This is a genomic window from Caballeronia sp. SEWSISQ10-4 2, from assembly GCF_030464885.1.
Lineage (GTDB): Bacteria > Pseudomonadota > Gammaproteobacteria > Burkholderiales > Burkholderiaceae > Caballeronia.
Genome location: NZ_JALPRJ010000121.1, coordinates 1 through 18,063, shown reverse-complemented (window position 1 = coordinate 18,063; position 18,063 = coordinate 1). Strand labels below are relative to the sequence as shown.

The following is an 18,063-nucleotide window of genomic DNA, read 5'->3' as shown; positions in this document are numbered from 1 at the left end:
GTGATAAAGAGAACAGCCAGAATAGACCGGCCACGGACGCAGAAAGCAGCAACCCGGCACTGACCCCGACCGATACGCCCGAAAACCCCGTGCAACCCGGCATCAACTCCGACCACTACGCCCGAAACCCCAAAATCCCAAACCCCTAGTGCGAACGCCCCCCTTGGGCGCTAAAATCAACCCCATGGACATCCGATACATCCAGAGTTTCGTCGCGGTTATCGAGTGCGGCTCGATTGCCGAAGCGGCACGCCGGCTCGACATGACTGCCGCTGCCGTTGCCGCGCGAGTGCATTCCCTCGAAGAAAACCTCGGCACGCCGCTAATCCAGCGCTCAGGCCGAACCGTCCGGCCCACGGCGGAAGGCGTGAAGGTCCTTGAAAGTGCGCAAGCAGTCCTGCGCGCTGTGCGCGACATGCGCGCGGTCGCTCAGGACGGCGACGCCCAAGTGGGCGAACTCCGGCTAGGCGTGTTTGTCTCGGCCATGGTGAGCGTACTTCCCTCACTGCTCCAGCGCGTTTATGCGGCCTACCCGCACGCATCCATATACGTCGAACCCGGCGCTTCCATCGAACTCTGCCGAAAGGTGGGTGCAGGGGAACTGGATGTAGCAATTGTCGTGGAACCGCAATTTGCCGTCCCCAAGAGCTGCGAATGGCACGCGTTGACAGAGGAACCGCTCGTGGTCGTCGCTCCGTTAGCGTTAGCAGGCCGAGACGCGCACGAGCTCCTGAAGACCGAGCCGTTCATCCGCTACGACCGTTCCGTGCTCGGCGGCCAACTGGTGGATCGCTATCTGCGCGATCACAACATTCATCCACGTCAGCGCCTCGAGATCAACGGTCTGCTCGCCATTGCCGCGCTCATCGATAAAGGCCTGGGGGTTTCGCTGCTGCCGGACTGGCCATCAATGTGGTCAGGCGGCCTCGCGATTGCCCGGATAGCGCTCCCCGACCGCGCGCCCGTGCGGCGCATCGGTTTGGTCACCGCCCGGCACAGCCCTCACGTATCGCTTGCCCGCGCTTTCGCGCGAGAAGCAGTCGAGCTGTTCCGGCCGGTGAGCAACCAAGCGCTGCAGCCTCAGCTTCAGCAAGAAAGCAGGTGAAGTTCGCGGCGCCAGCAACTATTCTTCGCCCGGCTGCTTCTCTTGCTGAAGGCTTTCACTGCGCAGGAAATCGAAGTCGACACCCTGGTCCGCTTGCGTCACGGTCTGCAAAAACAACTTCCGGTAACCCCGACCTGCAGTCGGACGCTGCATGGGGTTATCAAGCGCGCGTTGTTGCAATTCAGCGTCCGGCACGAGCAGCGCAATCTCCCGGTTAACCACGCTTAAACGAATCCGGTCACCATTGCGAACATGGGCGAGCGGCCCCCCGATCGCCGCTTCCGGCGTGACGTGCAAAACGATGGTGCCGAATGCGGTGCCGCTCATGCGGCCATCGGAGATGCGCACCATGTCCTTGACACCCGTGCGCGCCAGTTTGCGCGGAATGGGGATATACCCCGCTTCGGGCATACCAGGTGCACCGACCGGTCCAATGCTCTTCAAAACAAGAATGTCTTGCGCGGTGACGTCCAGCGCTTCGTCGTCGATACGATTGACCAGGTCCTCGAGGTTCTCGAATACAACCGCACGTCCCTCATGTTCCATCAATGCCGGATCGGCAGCCGATTGCTTGATGATCGCCCCGCCCGGGGCAAGATTGCCGCGCAGTACCGCGAGACCGCCTTGTGGATAGATCGGATGACTGAACGATCGCACGACATCCTGCTCGTATCCGGGTCCGCTCAGTTCTATCTCGTCCCCGAGCGTACGCCCCGTGACGGTCAGCGCATCCAGATGGAGCAACGGCTTGAGTTCGCGCAGCAACGTAGCCACGCCGCCAGCCTTGTGGAAGTCTTCCATGTAGTGCTGGCCGGTCGGCTTCAGATCCAGCAGCACCGGCGTTTCCTTCCCCATCCGGTCGAGCATGTCCAGATCGATCCGATGGCCCAGCCGCCCGGCGATAGCCGTCAGATGAACAATCGCATTCGTCGAACCGCCGATTGCCAGCAGCACGCGCATCGCATTTTCAAAGGCTTTCGCGGTGAGAACCTTGTCTATAGTGAGACCGTCGATTGCCATCCGGACCGCTTGCGCGCCCGTTTCTTCCGCCACGCGAATCCGGTCGGCCGTGACAGCGGGAGGCGACGCGCCGCCGGGAACCGTCATGCCCAGTGCTTCCGCAACACAGGCCATGGTGCTGGCCGTCCCCATCACCGAACACGTTCCTACGCTTGCGACCAGCTGGTTGTTGACGTCGGCGACCTCTTCCTCGTCGATCTCGGTCGCGCGAAACTTGGCCCAATAGCGACGGCAATCGGTGCATGCGCCCACGCGCTCTCCCCGATGCGAACCCGTCAGCATGGACCCGGTGATGAGCTGGATGGCCGGTATGCCCGCGGAAGCCGCACCCATCAATTGCGCCGGCACGGTCTTGTCGCAACCGCCGATCAAGACGACTGCATCCATGGGCTGCGCGCGAATCATTTCCTCGGTGTCCATCGACATCAGGTTGCGCAGGTACATGGACGTCGGCGATGCAAAGCTTTCGTGAATGGAGATGGTCGGGAAGTCCATCGGCAAGCCACCCGCGAGCATCACGCCGCGCTTCACCGCTTCGATCAGCTGGGGCGTGTTCCCGTGGCAAGGGTTATAGGCGCTGCCCGTGTTGACGATGCCGATCACCGGCCGGTTCAATGCCTTGTCGGTGTAGCCGGCGCCCTTGATGAACGCCTTACGCAGGAACAGCGAGAAGTCCTGGTCGCCGTAAGACGTGAGGCCTCGTTTCATGCCGGTGGCAGAGACCGCAGCTCGCTTGTCATCCGGCTTGTCGGATTGATCGGCCATTGGTGAATTCCCTATTCAGTAGATTTCGTAGGTTACATCTAACGTCGCATGAAACGGCGTGACAACTGGAGCAAGGACACCGTGAAGGCCTGAAGCCTGAGTGTGGGTCATTAGACAAATGCGAGCGGCTCGCGCTTAATGATTAACCAGACGAGCCGGCAGGAACCTCAGGATCAGCAGCGCCGAGAGCGTCAACGTGCCGGCAACCAGGTACAGTCCCGACGACAGCGTATGGGTCTCCGTCTTCAGCCAGCCGATCACGGCAGGACTGACGAAACCAGCGAGGTTTCCGGTTGAGTTGATCAACGCGATGCCGGCCGCCGCACCGGTGCCGCCGAGAAACGACGTGGGCAGTGCCCAGAACATCGGCAAAGCGGAGATCACGCCGACCGTCGCCAGGGTGAGGCCCACCATCGCGGGAAACAATTGATCACCGCTGAACGCGCAGAGGCAGAACCCGGCAGCCGCGATCAGCGCCGGACCACTCACGTGCCAGCGGCGTTCGCGCAACCGGTCCGCGCTGCGTCCGACCAGCTGCATCGATATCAATGCGCACGTATAGGGGATGACCGTGAGAAAGCCGACCATCAAGGGGTCCCTGACACCCGAATTGCGGATGATGGTCGGTTGCCAGAAGCCAATGGCGTACGAGCCCATGATGATGCCGAACAGGATCAGGCAAAGAAGATAGACACGCGGCGACGCAAACACGGCCTTGACCGAGCCATGGGTCCGAACGACCGCGTCCTCACTTATTTCTCGGGCGATGTGTGCCTTCTCTTCATCGCTCAGCCATGCCGCGTCCGCCACACGATCGTCGAGAAAGAAGTACACCACCACGCCGAGCACGATCGCCGGCATCGCTTCGATGATAAAAAGCCACTGCCATCCGGCATGTCCCAGCGTCCCGGCAAACGCATGCATGATCGCGCCGGACAGAGGACCGCCGACCATGCCCGATACCGGGTTGCCCGCCATCAGCACGGCGACCATGCGACCGCGTCGATGAGAGGGGAACCAGTACGTCAGGTACAGGATCATCCCGGGGAAAAACCCGGCTTCCGCAACACCGAGAAAAAAACGCACCACATAGAACATGAGCGGCGAGTCCACCCATGCCGTGGCGAATGAAAGCACCGCCCACGTGATCATGATTCGTGCGATCCAACTGCGTGCGCCCAGGCGATGCAGCAGCAGGTTACTCGGCACCTCGAAGAAGAAATAGCCGACGAAAAAAAGCCCTGCACCAAGGCCATACACCGCTTCGCTGAAGTGCAGATCGTTGAGCATCTGCAGCTTTGCAAAACCAACGTTGACACGGTCGAGGTAAGCCACCACGTAGCAGACGAATAGAAGCGGCATGAAACGCCAGGCCGCCCGGCGGAAGGTCGCGTCCGCTGACGGAACGCCTGCGTCGGCCGGGACGGCGGGATGAAGCATCATGTCTTGTCTCCTTTTTCGACCCGCGTTTCTTCCTGTCGTCTCGAAGTGAACGACGTTGCGCGACTCATCGATGCTTGTCTCTGGACCTGGCGCGCTGTGAGATCAACGCTTATCCGCAGGTGGTTTTGCAACAGAGGGCGAAGGCTTTATTCAATTGCCTTCAGGCTTGAATTGCGGCTCTAGCCCATCGAAGTATTGCAAGCGCGAAACCATCGGGAAAGCACGTGTTTCCCTGTTCACTCGATAAAATTTTTTTGTTCTGAGGAATGACGGAGGCGCCATCGGTGTGCTGTTTCCGGCCCTGGCGGGCATCATGAGCGTCAAGGCGGCGCGGAGTTAACGCGACGGAAAGCGACCTACGAGCATCGCGCGTTTCCAGCCAAAACCCGCCACCTTGCGATATTCGAAACCCGCTTGCAGCAGCGCGCGTTTCACATCGCCGGCGCTGGTGTAAGTGGAAAACGTGGCGTCGTCACCCGCCAGACCGGCGAGCGAACTGAAGATATCGGGCGTCCAGAGCTCGGGGTTTTTAGCCGGTGCAAAACCGTCGAGATAAAACGCGTCGGCACGCAGCCGGAGCGCGGGCAAGACCTGCACCGCGTCGCCGAATATAAGCGTCAGCGTGACCCTGCCATCGTCGAAATCGAGCTGGTGCGTGCCGGGTTCCAGCGCCGGCCACGCAGCCGCGAGCGTGTCGGCAAGTGCGCGGACCGATTCATCGTCCACAGTTACCGCGTATGCGCGACGCAAATCCTCCGCCGAAAACGGGTGCTTTTCGATCGACACAAAACGCAGATGTTCGCAGCGCACGGGATCGGCACGCCATGCGGCCCACGTTGTCAGAAAGTTGATCCCCATGCCGAAACCGGTTTCCAGCACAGTAAATGCTCCCCACCCCTGCCATCGTCCCGGCAGGCCGTTGCCCTGTAAGAACACATATTGCGACTGGGCAAGACTGCCCACGATGCTGTGATAGATATCGCCATAGTCAGGCGAATACGGCGAGCCATTAGGGCGAAACGCGAGCGTGGCGGGAATCAGCGGATCAGTCATGCAGGGTCGGATACTCGGGAAAGCCGTGCTGTATTGGGCCAGGACTGCGTCATTATTGCGCGGTGCGGCGAAGGTTCAGAACGTTAGCAAAAACAGCTGGCCTGATGCGATAAATGTGCCGCGGCTGATAAAAGCCGCTGCTTGCCGTGATCTCTGCCTTGATATCGATAACGAGTTTGTCCGGGTAGTCACAATCTCGACTTGCAATGAAGACAAGCTAAGATGAACAAGATGGTTCCGGTTCGACCGGGCCGCGTTCGAGCGTGATTGTCTTTGACAGGAGAACAAGATGGCAGCCAAGAAAATCTTATTTCTGACCGGCGATTTTGCTGAAGACTATGAAACGATGGTGCCTTTCCAGGCGCTGCAAATGGTCGGTCATACGGTGCACGCCGTGTGCCCTGGCAAGAAGAGCGGCGACAAGATCAAGACCGCGATTCACGACTTCGAGGGTGACCAGACCTACACGGAAAAGCCGGGTCATCTGTTTGCGCTGAACGCGAACTTCGATGACGTCGATGTCAACGGTTACGACGCGTTGATGATCGCCGGCGGCCGTGCGCCGGAATATCTGCGCCTGAACAAACGGGTGATCGAAATCGTACGGCAGTTCGCTTCCGCCGAAAAACCGATTGCCGCCGTTTGTCACGGCGCTCAGTTGCTGGCGGCAGCGGATGTGATTCGCGGCAAGCGGATTTCCGCCTACCCCGCTTGCGCGCCGGAAGTCAGGTTGGCGGGTGCGGACTACGCGGACATCGAAGTGGATAGCGCGGTCACCGATGGCAATTTCATCACGGCCCCTGCATGGCCCGCTCATCCGCAATGGCTGGGTCAGTTCCTCGCGCGGCTTGGAACCGAAATCTCGCTCTGAGCGGTCTCATGAGACGACGCTTCCGGAGCGGAATTTGGAGCTGTGAGAGGGTCGTCATGTGCTGGATGCGTGTCGGTACCGACACGGTGATTATCGGCGGCCGGCGGCCGATTTCCGGCGTCCGCCGGTTGTTGCAGTTGTGTGAAGATTGTCCCGCCCGACCGGCAAGGAGAACGCCGGGCGCGGCGGACTGCTAGAATCGACGTTTTATCTGCCTGGTTATGTGCTATGGGCTTTGAACAGCTCGCTGAATTGAAAGAGCAACTCGCTAAAGAGCAACAGGCGAAACGTGCGCAGGCCAAGCCTAAGCACGCTAAACCCGTCGCCAAGCCGCCGCGCGTGCCCCGGCCTGCCGACACCCGACCTACGGGTGCCCGGCCTGTTGATACGCGACCCGCGGCCCCCCGGCCCGCCGCTGCCCGGCCCGCTCCTGTCGTGGTCAAGTCGAAACCGGTGGATCCGGTGGTGCTGACCATCGGGAAGCTGCAAAAACGGTTTCCTAAAGCATTCCCGAAAAATCCGTCGCCGAAGGTGCCGCTCAAGATCGGTATTTTCGAGGATCTTCTCGCCCAGGCTACAGAGTTGGCGCTGAGCGAGACAGAGTTGCGCGCCGCGATCAAGATCTGGTGCCGCGGCAGCCGTTACTGGACGTCGATGGTCGCAGGCGCGGTTCGCGTCGATCTTTCGGGTGAGGAAGCCGGCCGCGTGTCGCCGGAAGACGGGGTCCGCGCGTTAAAGCTGGAAGAAGGCCGCCTGGCGAGAGTCGCGTCGAAGGCCGCGGTTCCGGAGAAGGCGGCGGTTCCAGAGAAGCCACCGGTTCCGGAGAAGATAGGCGAGTGAGACGTACGAAGTGAGAGGTTTGCGGTCCCGAGTGACGCGCCTCTCCTTCGCGCCATCAGGTGATTAAGCACCCGCCCCGTGCCGTCCGCGTCATTCGAGTTCCCGCAATGCCTGATGAAGTATTTCCACCTTCTGCAGGTGCCTCTCTCCGTTCCCGACCAGCCGCTCAGCCACAAGTGAGCAGATCAGGTTAACAAGCCCCGACACGCCAACCACGCTATCGAACAGCATCATGCCGTCTGTATGACAGCGGATGACCCAGTTCGACAGGCGAGCGGGCTTTCCCGCGATGACGTCAGAGAGATAGAGCGTCGGCACCTTCGCATCGGCGAGCACCGCGGCCGCCAACGAAACAGCGGGAACCCGGCGCCGAAAACCAATATTGATCGCGACATCGTCGGGCGTCAGATCGCCCAGATATTCCGCCAACGTGTCGCCGGGCGCGGGCAGCACGACCACATTCGCCCGAACCTGAATGAGTTCGCGACGAATCATCATCGCAATCGTGTGGCTGTGCCTGTAGCCAAGGATCACCACCTGGCGCGCCTGGGACAGCTTGTCCACGACTTCCGCGAGTACCGTCGTGTCGAGCGAACGATAGGTGCTGGCGAGATTGCTCATCTCGTGCTCCAGATGAGCCTGGATCACATCGTCGAGCTTGCTGCTCTTGCGCTCGCGCTGCTGCAGGTAGAGCGGAGAGCCGCTTAACTGCGCCGTGCGCGCGATGGCGCGCGCGTCTTCATACGATGCATAACCGAGCTTCTGGAAAAACCGCGTGGCGGTCGCCTTCGACACCTGCGCGCTCGTCGCCAGTTCGGTTGCCGTCTGCATGGCGAGCTGCCCGGGCGCGCTAAGGATGACGTCGGCGAGCCGCTGGTCGATCTCGGAGAGTTCGTCGTAGCACTCGCTGATTCGGCTTTCTATTGACGCCGGCCGGCGTTTTTCCTTCCTGGTCTGGGCTGCTGGCATCTGAGAGTGAATAGTGGCAGTTGAGGTCCGTGCGAGATGGTGCGATCCGGGCACCCTTTGAGTGCACCGCCGATGAATCGCACTCATGCAGTGCGGTCCACCCACGGCATTCAAGCGCCGATTATAGGCTGGCTGCCGCTACCGAGAAACTTAAATTTCCATGCACATCGTTTAGAAACATACGTTTCACAGCGTATCGTCCAGAAACAAGAGGACCGTAAACCGCGCTTGGTATGGATCGTGCAATGACGTGATGACAGCCGCAGTCATGATCAATCATTCACGGAGTCAGGACAGATGTTCAAGCACCGTACCAAACTCGTTGCCCCGTTCTTGCTGGTTGCAGCCGTCACGCTGATGCACGCAATGACGGCCGCAGCCGACACACTCGACGACATCAAGAGCCGCGGCAAGATGATCGTCGCAATCGATCCGACATTCGCACCCTACGAATACACGGACGCCAATGACAAGATTGTCGGCTACGATCCCGCGATCATGGCAGCGGTTGCGAAGCATCTCGGCGTGACAATCGAATACCAGCGCATGGCGTTCAGCGGCATCATCCCCGGCCTGCTCGCTCATTCGTTCGACATGGAAGGCTCCGCGCTCAACGTCACCGCCGAGCGCGCCAAGCGCCTCTCGTACACCTCCCCGGTCAGCAAGACCGTGAATGGCGCACTCGTTCGCGCGGACTTCACGAAGATCCCGCAGAAGGCAACGATCGAGTCCCTTGCCGGTCTCACAGCGGCAGTGAAGAGCGCAAGCACACCTGAGCAAATACTTAAATCATTCAACGAAACGCTCACGGCGAAGGGCCTCGCGCCCATTCAGGTGCTGACCGTCGATAGCGTCGACCAAACAGTCGCCGCGCTCATGACGCGACGCGCCGACTTCGTGTTCGACGACCTCACCGTGCTCGCGAGCGTCGTCAAGCAGAATCCCGGCAAGGTCAAACAGACCGGCGAACTCGGACCGTCTCAATGGATCGCCTGGGCAACGCGCCCGGACGACACGCGTCTGAACAAGGCCATCAGCGACCAGATTGTTGCCATGAAAAAGTCGGGCGAACTCGCGAAGCTGCAGAAAGCGAATCTCGGTGTGACCTTCGACACGCCATCGAGCGACTTCATCCCGGCACAGTGACATGAGCGCCATGACAAGCCAGCCCGAAACACTGATTGCGAAAGCAGGACATGGACGCACGTTCGAAGTCAAAGCAGGCCAGCGCCTTTCGATCATCGATGTCGACGGCCAGCAGGCCGCCGATTTCGTCGCGGTGGTCGCGAGCGATCCGGCCGAGAAACTCTCGCCCACTCACACGCGCAGACAACTGGGCACGCTTTTCTTCGCGGTGGGCGATGCGCTGTACTCATCGCTTGGCCGCCCGCTGATTCGCGTGCTGGAAGATACGGTCGGCATTCACGACGCCAACGTGCCCGCCTGCGACGACACTCGCTTCACGGTCGACTTCAACGTCGAAGGTCACCGCAACTGCCTGGACAACATGCATGCAGGCCTCTCGCTTTACGGCATCTCGCCTTCCGACGTGCCGGAACCGTTCAACCTGTTTCAGAATGGTCCGGTAACGGCGGACGGCCGCATGAAGGTCACCGATCCGACTAGCAAGCCCGGCGACTTCATCTCGTTCGAGGTGCTCGAGGATCTGATCTGCGCGGTCTCGTCGTGCCCGCAGGACATCATCCCCGGGAACGGGCTGAAGGTGACCGACATCCGCATCGACATCCATCCCGCAACGCACGCCGCCGGCGGCGACGCCTGAACGAGCCACAACATGCTGCTATTGAAAGACACGCCGACGCGCACGCCGCTGGCGCCGGTGAGAGTCGCTGTTCCCGCCGGTGAAAGCCGGGCGATCGACGTAAAGCGAGGACAGATTCTTCGTATTGAAGCGAAAGCGCGCGGCGCAGTAGCGTCGATGTTCGGCTTCAGCCACGACAATCCGGACGTGTTCATGTCGGTGCATCACACCCGCGTGTTCAGCAACTCATATGTGCTGCAAGCCGGCATGCGCATTGTCACGAATCGCCGTCGCGCGATGATGGTGCTCGGCAAGGATACGAGCGGCAGGCATGACCTGTTGCTGCCCGCCTCGACCAATGCATTCCTGCGCGAGAAGGGTTATGCGGGGCAGACCGGTTGCGTGGAATCGGTCAGCGCGGTCATCGAGTCGTGCGGACTGACGCCGCCCAAGCTGCCCGACCCGATCAATCTCTTCATGAACGTCGCACTGCATCAGGACGGCCGTATCGAACCGCTTCCCAATGTGACGCGCGAAGGCGATTTTATCGCCTGCCGGGTAGTGATGGACACAGTGTTCATCGTCTCAGCTTGCTGTACGGGGATTCAGGGTAACGACGTGCCGGGTGCGCTCGAGCTCTCGGCCGCTGAAGAACTCGACGATCTCTGAGTCCGGGAAAACGCATCCATGGGGTTCGATCCGCAAGTCATCCGCAGCCTGCCCTTTTTGATCGACGGCTGGCTGCTGACTTTGGAACTGACGCTGCTCGGCGCGGCGGGAAGTCTCGTCTTCGGCCACTTGGCGCTCGCGCTGCAACTCAGCCGGCACGCGCCGCTACGCTGGGGTGCACGGCTCTATATCAGCTTCATGCGCGGCACGCCGTCGCTCGTGCAATTGTTCGTGCTGTTCTTCGCATTGCCTCTGGTAGGACTCGGCGGCAAGCCGATGCTGGCTGCCGCGCTTGCGCTCGGTTTGAACAGTGGCGCGTACACGGCGGAGATTTTGCGCGGCAATCTGCGTGTGGTGACGGCGGGACAAGTCGAAGCGGCCGTCGCGCTCGGCATGCCGCGATGGCGTATCTGGAGTCGCATCGCCCTGCCTCAAGTGCTGAGCGCGAGTCTTCCCGCATTGATCAACGAATTCACGATCCTGCTGAAGACCACACCGCTTGCATCGGTCGTCGCCGTAACGGAACTCACCTATGCGGGGCAGATGGTGATCGCGCGAACCTATACGTCCACGCAGGTGATGCTGCTAGTCAGCATCGGTTACCTCGCGGTGGCCTTGCCAGTGATTCATCTGGCACGCCGCACTGGGCGCTCCATCGCCACGCGGCGGCTCAGCGCGGGAGTCGCGTCATGAAGTTCGACCTGAGCGTTCTGACCGGTTACTGGACGAGCCTTGCGAGTGGATTCGGCAGCACCGTGTGGCTTTGCATCGCGAGCTGCACGACTGCGATTGTGCTTGGCATCGCGCTGGTAATCGGCCAGCGGCGCGGCGGCCGTCTGCTCGTCTCGATCATCAAGACCTATACCGCTGTCACGCTCGGATTGCCGCTGCTGGTATTGCTCTATGTCATGTTCTTCGTGCTGCCCGACTTCGGCGTCCTGCTTCCCGCACGATTCGTCGGTGTCGCGACGCTCGCGATCTATTACGCGCCTTATGTCGCCGAGGCGATCAACGCGGCCGTGACGGCGGTGCCAGCGGGGACCATCGAGGCGGGCATCGCGATCGGCATGGCGCCTATCGCCATCACCCGCAAGATCGTGGTGCCACAGGCGTTGCCGCTTCTGTTGCCGACCATGACAGGTCTGCTCATCGGTCTTATCAAGGACTCGGCATTGTTATCCGTGATCTCAGTGCACGAGTTCATGTTCGCCGCGAAAGAAGTGGTCTCCACTACCTATGCACCGCTCGAAGTCTATTTCGTCGTGGCGCTCGTGTACTGGGCAGTGACTTCGCTTGTCACTTTCTCGACCCGCTTGTGGGAACAACGTCTCGGGCGCGCTCACCTGAACGCGCTCCTACGATGAAAACCAACCGATGATCGAAACCCCAAAACCCGTTGCGATAAGAGCCTTGAATGTCGTCAAGTCGTTTGGTTCGAATCGCATACTCGATGGCGTCAGCCTGACCGTCATGCGGGGAGAAGTAGTCTGCGTGCTCGGTCCATCAGGGTCGGGCAAGTCGACACTGCTGCGTTGCCTGAACTGGCTCTCGCCGCCCGATGCGGGATCGGTATGGATAGGAGACGAGAGGATCGGCATGCGCGGCGGTGGACGGCAGGGCCCGCTTCCCGAAAGTGAGATCCGCCGCCAACGCAGCCGTATCGGCATGGTGTTTCAGAGCTTCAACTTATGGCCGCACATGACGGTGCTCGAGAACGTGATGGAAGGGTTGATGTCAGTGAAGCGCATGCCGCGCCTCGCCGCCAGCGACGCCGCCTTCGAAGCCTTGCGGCAGGTCGGGCTCGAAGCCAAGCGCGGCGCTTATCCGGCCAGTCTGTCAGGCGGCCAGCAGCAGCGCGTGGGCATTGCCCGCACGCTCGCGATGGACCCCGAGGTGATCCTCTTCGACGAACCTACCAGCGCGCTCGATCCCGAACTCGTGGGCGAAGTGCTGGCCGTGATGCGCGGACTTGCCGCAAGGTCCACAACGATGATCGTGGTCACCCACGAGATCGGGTTCGCACGCGAGGTGTCCGACCGCACCGTCTTCATGGACGGCGGCCGGATTGTCGAAGAAGGACCGCCCACTCAACTATTCGACAACCCTTCTTCGGACCGGCTACGCCAGTTCCTTTTCCGCTTTAACCCCACACCCTCACGCTCATGACAACTTCACCTCATCGCAGCATCGAAGTGCCCGCCGGTCACGGCAAGGCTGTCCGCCTCAGCGCCGGACAAGCAGTCCGTGTCGTCAATACACATGGAACGCAGGTCGTCGACTGCTGGGCATGGAACGCCTACAACCTGAACGAATACATGTGCATGGAAACCACGCGGGTCTGGAACCAGCGTCTCAATCCCGTGGTGGGCGACACGTTCGTGACCAACGAACGTCATCCTGTCCTGACGGTGGTCGAGGACACCACGCCCGGCGTGCACGATACCTTCATGGCCGCATGCGACCGCAAGCGTTACGAGCTGCTGGGCGTGCGCGGCTACCATCGCAATTGCTGCGACAACATGTTCGAAGGCATGTTCGAACTGGGCGTCACGCCGCCGCGTCCCAACCTCGCATCGTTCAATATCTTTATGAACATACGCGTTCAACCCGACGGCATCACGCTTCACACGCTGCCCACGGTGACGCAGCCTGGCGACTACATCACTCTGCGAGCCGAGATGGACTGCTTTGTTGCGTTCTCGGCTTGTCCCCAGGACATCGTGAAAATACAGGGCCAGGGCGACAACACGCCCAAGCCGGTCGACATCGTCGTGCTATCCGACGCGAGCTGGCCGATTGAAGGGACCCGGACATGGGTACCGGAGGCCAGTTAGACGATTTGCACGGCGGCATTTCAAATGCAAGCCAAGAACGGCCGGTAATTCAAGCGCGCCGGCCGCGCGCCAGACTCTTAGTCACATTTCCCATCGCTCCCCGCCCGTCTTGATGTTCTGGCGTTTCGCGCTCAATCCATCGCCGCACTTAAAAAAACCGGTTATGGCTTGTTGTCGGCGCCCTGTCGCCGCATCTTTATAAAATCTTGACATCCTTATTTTGTTGAACAACAGTTCACACATTGTTCAACAATATAGGCCGCCGAAAGCGGTTCTTTCTACAGAAAGGGAACGTCAATGCAACCATATCGTCCGTCTTTCTCGCCCCGTCGCGCCCTGATTGCCGGGGTCACGGGTTTGATGCTGCTGGTCCTTCAGACCGCGGCGAACGCCGCCACGCAGGCGCCGCCCACCATTGTCGCGGGCACGCTCACCATTGGCTCCGACCTGACCTATCCCCCTTACGCGTTCATGGATGGCGAAACGCCCGCCGGACTCGATCCTGATTTCATGAAGACCCTCGCGTCGCACTTGCAACTCAAGCCGCTTTTCGTCGACACCCGTTTCGCGAACCTGATTCTCGGGGTCAACGCGAAGCGTATCGACGTCATCGCGTCCGCGTTGTACGTCACGCCCGAGCGCGCAAAACAGATCGATTTCGTGCCCTACTTCAAGACCGGCGGCTCACTCCTTGCGCTGACCGGCAGCGGCTTCAGTCCCGCCACGCCCGAGGCGCTGTGCGGCAAACGCGTGAGTTCGATCAAGGGCGCCTCATGGATTCCGAAGCTGGCGAAAGTTAGTCAGGATACCTGTATACCGAAGGGTTTGACTCCCATCGATGTACGCGAGTTCGAGACCTCGCCGCAGGCTTCCCAGGCGCTGCTCGCGCACGCCGTCGATGCGCAGTTCGAGGACTCGGCCGTTGCGAAAATGACCGTCGACAAGATGGGTGGCCGTCTCGCGATTACGTCGACTACGCCGCTCTTCCCGGTGGTTGTGGGCCTGGGGATAGCCAAGAGCGATCCGGCGTTGCTCGCGGCGGTAAAAGGCGCACTCGACACGATGAAGCATGATGGCGAGTACGCAACGCTGCTCAAGCGCTACAACGTCGCCGAACCGACCAGCGCGGAGATCGCGCAAGCGCTCGGCGCAGCCAACTAAGATCTCGGACCAGTCACGGGCCTCGCAGCGCGCTTTGAACGGCTGCGTCGCCCTGCGGAGAAAGTTTAATGATTTTCGACTGGCACTACGCCCTGTCACTACTCGCCGACAAGGCGTTCTGGAGCGCATCCTGGAGCGTGGTCGAGTTGAGCATCGCTACGTGGATCATCGGGATCGTAGCCGGCTTTTTGCTCGCGCTCGGCAAGCAATCGCGCATCGCACCATTGCGCACGGTAAGTTCCACGTACATCTGGCTGTTTCGCAGCCTGCCGCTGCTGGTACTGCTGATCTTCGTGTACAACCTCCCACAAGTGTTCCCTGCATCGAGCGTGGTGCTCGCCGATCCCTTCTGGGCAGGCTTGATTGCGCTATCGATCAGCGAAGCCGCCTATATAGCCGAGATTCACCGGGGCGGCCTGCTCTCCATCGGCCGGGGCCAGTTCGAAGCGGGCCGCGCGCTCGGGCTGAGATACCTCGGCCTGCAACGGCTCGTGGTAGTGCCGCAGGCGTTTCGCGTGGCCTTGCCGTCGCTCGTCAACGAATACATCACCATCGTCAAACTCACGTCGCTCGTGTCCGTAATCTCGCTCGCCGAGATTCTGCTCGTGGGCGAGCGCCTCTACACGCAGAACTTCAAGGTCCTGGAGACGATGCTCGCCGTCTCGTTCTACTACGTGCTGATCGTGACGGTGGTCGGGTACGCGCTGAAGATGCTGGAACAGCGGCTGGATGTTGCGCGCAGGGAGCCCGTGGCGTTTAGTCAGGTGGAACCGGCCACGCTCGCTACCGCACCGGCGGCGCAAGTCGAAAAGACCGGCCGCGTCGCGCTGGAAGCGGTGGGCTTGCGCAAGAACTATGGCGTGCATGAAGTGCTGAAGGGCGTCGACCTCAAGGTGCAAGCGGGTGAAGTGATATCTGTAATCGGGCCGTCCGGTTCGGGCAAGACTTCGCTGATCCGCACGCTCAACGGTCTGGAGCCGCTCGACGACGGCGAGATCGTGCTGCACGGCAAACTGTTCCAATGCGGCGCAAGCAAGGCGCGGCGGGCCGTGTCGCATCGCGAGCATATGCGCGGCATTGTCGATATCGGCATGGTGTTCCAGAGCTTCAACCTGTTTCCGCATCGCAGCGTGCTCGACAATGTGACGCTGGCGCCGCGCTATCACGAACGTGGCTCACGGGCCGAATTGCGCGCGCTCGGCATGGAGATGCTGGCGAAGGTGGGAATGGCCGCTCATGCGCATAAGTATCCGCACCAGCTCTCCGGCGGCCAGCAGCAACGGGTGGCGATTGCGCGGGCGTTGGCGATGAAACCCTCAATCGTCCTCTTCGACGAACCGACCTCCGCGCTCGATCCCGAACTGGTGGCCGAGGTCCTGAAAGTGATCGAGCAGCTTGCGCGTGAAGGCATGACGATGGTGATCGTCACGCACGAAATCAATTTCGCATTCCGCATCTCGGATCGGATAATCTTCCTGGAGAATGGCTCGATCGTGGCGGACGCCGCGCCTCGCGTCATGACGGCGTTCGACAAGGATTCCCGCGTCGCGCACTTTCTTAAAGACCTCCAGCTCGCATGACCAGATCCGTTTCCGACTCCCGCATGCCCCCAAAAAAGACCGTAACCGAGCACATTGAAGAAGAGTCCGTGACCGAGCGCATCGTCACGCAGATCCGCGACAAGATCATTTGCGGCGACCTGCCTCCGGGCACGGCTCTCACCGAAGCCGAGCTTACAAAGGCTTACGACGTGTCGCGCAATACGCTGCGCGAGGCGCTGCGGCAAATTTGTCGTGAAGGCTTGGCGGTGCATTATCGGCATCGCGGCGTGGTGGTGCGCACGCTCAGCCGCACCGATGTACGCGACATCTTTCGTGTCCGGCGCACACTGGAATTACAGGCGCTCGCGTTGCCGGGTACGCCCGATCCGGCCGTTCTGCACGCCATGGCAGCGGCCTGCGATGCGGCTACACAAGCCGCGTCGCAGGAAGACTGGCGAAGTGTGGGCACGCATAGCCTCCGGTTTCATCAGCACATTGTGGAGATGATCGGCAGCGCGCTGCTCGATCAATTCTTCCGCACGATTCTCGCGCAGTTGCGCTTGCTGTTCTCCGCCGCACCCGACGAACGACGCTTCCAGTTGCCATGGATCGAGCGCGATCGCGCACTCTACGATCTGATCGTGGCCGGGGAATACAAGCGTGCAAGCAAGAAACTTTCCGACTACCTGGACCGCTCGGAAGAAGCACTGATCGATCTTCTTTGAAGCGCTTCTTTCTAGTGTCCTTTTGCGTTCTATTGCGAACGAGGCTACGTGCCTCACGTCAACCCATTCAGGAGATGAACAACCATGTTGAACTACCCTGCCGCTTATCAGGTAACCCAGGGTTCCGCGCTCGAAGTCAATCGCGATTTCTATTCGCGCATTGCATCGGCACATGACACCCGCACCCTTGTGGATTCGGCCGTGGTACCGATCCGCTCGGGCTACGCGTGGAAAGTGCCGGCTGGACACGTGTTCCGGATCGTGGCCATTGAAGGGCCGCAGGTCGCGGACCTCAACATCTGGAATCAGCATAATCCGCGCGAACGCTTCTGGGCGTCCCGTACGCGTCAGTTGCAGCAGGCGCATGTCAGCACGTTCGACCGCCTGTGGTCGACCCTGCCTTATCTCCGGCCGCTTGTGACGATCACCGACGACACCCTCGCCGGTTACGGAATCGATGAACATGGCGGACGCGTTCACGACCTGCTGGGTACGCGCTGCGATCCGTATGTGAACCGGATGCTGACCGGCGAAGATTTCGATTTCCATTGCCATTCGAACCTGACACGCGCGATCGCACCGCACGGTCTTACCGAATTCGATGTGCACGACGTACTAAATGTGTTCCAGTGCACAGGGCTCAATCTGAACGATCAGTACTTCATGAAGGCCTGTCCGGCGAAGAAAGGGGACTACCTGGAGTTCTTCGCGGAGATCGATCTGCTTTGCGCGCTGTCGACCTGTCCTGGGGGAGACCTGTCGTTGCCGATGTGGGGTCCCGACGCGCGAGACCCGCTCGAAGTTTGCCGGCCCTTGGGTGTCGAAGTATATCAGCTCGCGCCCCGGATGCTCGATGGATGGGGTTCGCCGGAGGTGCCGCCTTATCGCGGCCTGCACGGAATGAGACTCGATGCATCCGGCCGCGGAGGCTGTTGCTGAGAGCGATCGGCGGCTCGGTGCGCGGGTATTGTGGGGGTGGGTTCGGACGGGGTTTTCGTTCGCACTCGGTCGGGAGTGGTGCTGGGTTGGACGGGGTTTTCGGGGTTAGTGGTCGGGGTCGGGTTGCACGGGGTTTTCGGGCGTAGTGGTCGAGGGTCAATGCCGGGTTGCTGCTTTCAGGCTCAGTGGTCTCCCGAAAAAGAAACAGAAGCAAAGAAAACGCCTCCCAACAATCAGCGAGTTAGTGTCCCTAGCGTGCAGGCCCCAGTTTCTGGCACCTGATAGCACGGTGCTCGCCAGACTGAAAGATGTTTGAACCCCGACCCCTCCGAACACCGATACCCACACGCTTCGCCACCAGTGACT

The 18,063-nt window shown here is 60.6% G+C and carries 17 protein-coding genes and 1 pseudogene; 14 read left to right on the top strand and 4 right to left on the bottom strand.

The genetic code is table 11. The annotated features are described in order from the left end of the window. Window positions 1-184 precede the first annotated feature (184 nt). Window positions 185-1,105, top strand: a complete 921-nt coding sequence (locus M0D69_RS40330; RefSeq protein ID WP_301787388.1) for a LysR family transcriptional regulator — start codon at window positions 185-187, stop codon at window positions 1,103-1,105. 18 nt (window positions 1,106-1,123) lie between these two features. On the opposite strand, the gene M0D69_RS40325 is transcribed toward M0D69_RS40330, so the two are convergent. The 3 genes and pseudogenes from M0D69_RS40325 to mnmD form a co-directional block, all read right to left on the bottom strand. Further along, entirely contained in the window at window positions 1,124-2,890 is a 1,767-nt protein-coding gene (locus M0D69_RS40325) for an IlvD/Edd family dehydratase (protein WP_301787387.1), read from the bottom strand. 135 nt (window positions 2,891-3,025) lie between these two features. Beyond that, window positions 3,026-4,333: an MFS transporter gene (locus M0D69_RS40320; RefSeq protein ID WP_301787386.1), complete on the bottom strand. Its 1,308-nt coding sequence runs from the start codon at window positions 4,331-4,333 to the stop codon at window positions 3,026-3,028. A gap of 348 nt (window positions 4,334-4,681) precedes the next feature. Then, window positions 4,682-5,386 (bottom strand): annotated as a pseudogene (gene mnmD / locus M0D69_RS40315) (tRNA (5-methylaminomethyl-2-thiouridine)(34)-methyltransferase MnmD); the annotation flags it as partial. A gap of 289 nt (window positions 5,387-5,675) precedes the next feature. Here mnmD and M0D69_RS40310 point away from each other — a divergent pair. Together M0D69_RS40310 and M0D69_RS40305 are read left to right on the top strand one after the other, a co-directional pair. After that, window positions 5,676-6,257: a DJ-1/PfpI family protein gene (locus tag M0D69_RS40310; protein WP_301787385.1), complete on the top strand. Its 582-nt coding sequence runs from the start codon at window positions 5,676-5,678 to the stop codon at window positions 6,255-6,257. A 228-nt stretch (window positions 6,258-6,485) separates the two neighbouring features. Further along, the gene (locus M0D69_RS40305) at window positions 6,486-7,097 is read left to right on the top strand and encodes a ProQ/FinO family protein (protein ID WP_301787384.1); all 612 of its coding nucleotides are present in this window, start codon (window positions 6,486-6,488) and stop codon (window positions 7,095-7,097) included. Window positions 7,098-7,187: 90 nt separating this feature from the next. On the opposite strand, the gene M0D69_RS40300 is transcribed toward M0D69_RS40305, so the two are convergent. Beyond that, window positions 7,188-8,066, bottom strand: coding sequence for a MurR/RpiR family transcriptional regulator (locus tag M0D69_RS40300; RefSeq protein WP_301787383.1), 879 nt, complete (start codon window positions 8,064-8,066; stop codon window positions 7,188-7,190). Between the two features lie 297 nt (window positions 8,067-8,363). Here M0D69_RS40300 and M0D69_RS40295 point away from each other — a divergent pair, with 297 nt between their 5' ends. From M0D69_RS40295 to M0D69_RS40245, 11 genes are all read left to right on the top strand, one after another. After that, a complete protein-coding gene (locus tag M0D69_RS40295; RefSeq protein WP_301787382.1) occupies window positions 8,364-9,212 on the top strand; it encodes a transporter substrate-binding domain-containing protein in 849 nt (282 codons plus the stop codon). 1 nt (window position 9,213) lies between these two features. Continuing rightward, window positions 9,214-9,849 (top strand): urea carboxylase-associated family protein, encoded by a 636-nt coding sequence (locus M0D69_RS40290; RefSeq protein ID WP_301787381.1) that lies wholly within the window; start codon window positions 9,214-9,216, stop codon window positions 9,847-9,849. A 12-nt stretch (window positions 9,850-9,861) separates the two neighbouring features. Continuing rightward, a complete protein-coding gene (locus tag M0D69_RS40285) occupies window positions 9,862-10,497 on the top strand; it encodes an urea carboxylase-associated family protein (protein WP_301787380.1) in 636 nt (211 codons plus the stop codon). Window positions 10,498-10,515: 18 nt separating this feature from the next. Beyond that, window positions 10,516-11,190: an amino acid ABC transporter permease gene (locus M0D69_RS40280; RefSeq protein WP_301787379.1), complete on the top strand. Its 675-nt coding sequence runs from the start codon at window positions 10,516-10,518 to the stop codon at window positions 11,188-11,190. Beyond that, window positions 11,187-11,861: an amino acid ABC transporter permease gene (locus M0D69_RS40275; RefSeq protein WP_301787378.1), complete on the top strand. Its 675-nt coding sequence runs from the start codon at window positions 11,187-11,189 to the stop codon at window positions 11,859-11,861. The genes M0D69_RS40280 and M0D69_RS40275 overlap by 4 nt, the downstream gene beginning before the upstream one ends. A gap of 10 nt (window positions 11,862-11,871) precedes the next feature. Continuing rightward, window positions 11,872-12,663 carry an amino acid ABC transporter ATP-binding protein gene (locus M0D69_RS40270; protein WP_301787377.1) on the top strand — a complete coding sequence of 264 codons (792 nt, stop codon included), beginning with the start codon at window positions 11,872-11,874 and terminating at the stop codon, window positions 12,661-12,663. Continuing rightward, window positions 12,660-13,331, top strand: a complete 672-nt coding sequence (locus tag M0D69_RS40265; protein WP_301787376.1) for an urea carboxylase-associated family protein — start codon at window positions 12,660-12,662, stop codon at window positions 13,329-13,331. The genes M0D69_RS40270 and M0D69_RS40265 overlap by 4 nt, the downstream gene beginning before the upstream one ends. A gap of 297 nt (window positions 13,332-13,628) precedes the next feature. Then, window positions 13,629-14,492, top strand: coding sequence for an ABC transporter substrate-binding protein (locus tag M0D69_RS40260; RefSeq protein ID WP_301787375.1), 864 nt, complete (start codon window positions 13,629-13,631; stop codon window positions 14,490-14,492). A 68-nt stretch (window positions 14,493-14,560) separates the two neighbouring features. Next, on the top strand, window positions 14,561-16,072 hold the full coding sequence (locus tag M0D69_RS40255; protein WP_301787374.1) for an amino acid ABC transporter permease/ATP-binding protein: 1,512 nt from the start codon (window positions 14,561-14,563) through the stop codon (window positions 16,070-16,072). A 23-nt stretch (window positions 16,073-16,095) separates the two neighbouring features. Beyond that, window positions 16,096-16,758 (top strand): GntR family transcriptional regulator, encoded by a 663-nt coding sequence (locus M0D69_RS40250; protein WP_301787373.1) that lies wholly within the window; start codon window positions 16,096-16,098, stop codon window positions 16,756-16,758. 84 nt (window positions 16,759-16,842) lie between these two features. Beyond that, complete coding sequence (locus M0D69_RS40245) at window positions 16,843-17,697, top strand: DUF1989 domain-containing protein (RefSeq protein ID WP_301787372.1); 855 nt, start codon at window positions 16,843-16,845, stop codon at window positions 17,695-17,697. Window positions 17,698-18,063: the final 366 nt, after the last annotated feature.

Bases quoted from the DNA above. Each gene is read 5' to 3' on its own strand.
- M0D69_RS40260 (WP_301787375.1), top strand. From the start codon at position 13,629: ATGCAACCATATCGTCCGTCTTTCTCGCCCCGTCGCGCCCTGATTGCC.
- M0D69_RS40320 (WP_301787386.1), bottom strand. From the start codon at position 4,333: ATGATGCTTCATCCCGCCGTCCCGGCCGACGCAGGCGTTCCGTCAGCG.
- M0D69_RS40285 (WP_301787380.1), top strand. From the start codon at position 9,862: ATGCTGCTATTGAAAGACACGCCGACGCGCACGCCGCTGGCGCCGGTG.
- M0D69_RS40300 (WP_301787383.1), bottom strand. From the start codon at position 8,066: ATGCCAGCAGCCCAGACCAGGAAGGAAAAACGCCGGCCGGCGTCAATA.
- M0D69_RS40310 (WP_301787385.1), top strand. From the start codon at position 5,676: ATGGCAGCCAAGAAAATCTTATTTCTGACCGGCGATTTTGCTGAAGAC.
- M0D69_RS40270 (WP_301787377.1), top strand. From the start codon at position 11,872: ATGATCGAAACCCCAAAACCCGTTGCGATAAGAGCCTTGAATGTCGTC.
- M0D69_RS40275 (WP_301787378.1), top strand. From the start codon at position 11,187: ATGAAGTTCGACCTGAGCGTTCTGACCGGTTACTGGACGAGCCTTGCG.
- M0D69_RS40290 (WP_301787381.1), top strand. From the start codon at position 9,214: ATGAGCGCCATGACAAGCCAGCCCGAAACACTGATTGCGAAAGCAGGA.
- M0D69_RS40280 (WP_301787379.1), top strand. From the start codon at position 10,516: ATGGGGTTCGATCCGCAAGTCATCCGCAGCCTGCCCTTTTTGATCGAC.
- M0D69_RS40325 (WP_301787387.1), bottom strand. From the start codon at position 2,890: ATGGCCGATCAATCCGACAAGCCGGATGACAAGCGAGCTGCGGTCTCT.
- M0D69_RS40330 (WP_301787388.1), top strand. From the start codon at position 185: ATGGACATCCGATACATCCAGAGTTTCGTCGCGGTTATCGAGTGCGGC.
- M0D69_RS40295 (WP_301787382.1), top strand. From the start codon at position 8,364: ATGTTCAAGCACCGTACCAAACTCGTTGCCCCGTTCTTGCTGGTTGCA.
- M0D69_RS40245 (WP_301787372.1), top strand. From the start codon at position 16,843: ATGTTGAACTACCCTGCCGCTTATCAGGTAACCCAGGGTTCCGCGCTC.
- M0D69_RS40305 (WP_301787384.1), top strand. From the start codon at position 6,486: ATGGGCTTTGAACAGCTCGCTGAATTGAAAGAGCAACTCGCTAAAGAG.
- M0D69_RS40255 (WP_301787374.1), top strand. From the start codon at position 14,561: ATGATTTTCGACTGGCACTACGCCCTGTCACTACTCGCCGACAAGGCG.
- M0D69_RS40250 (WP_301787373.1), top strand. From the start codon at position 16,096: ATGCCCCCAAAAAAGACCGTAACCGAGCACATTGAAGAAGAGTCCGTG.
- M0D69_RS40265 (WP_301787376.1), top strand. From the start codon at position 12,660: ATGACAACTTCACCTCATCGCAGCATCGAAGTGCCCGCCGGTCACGGC.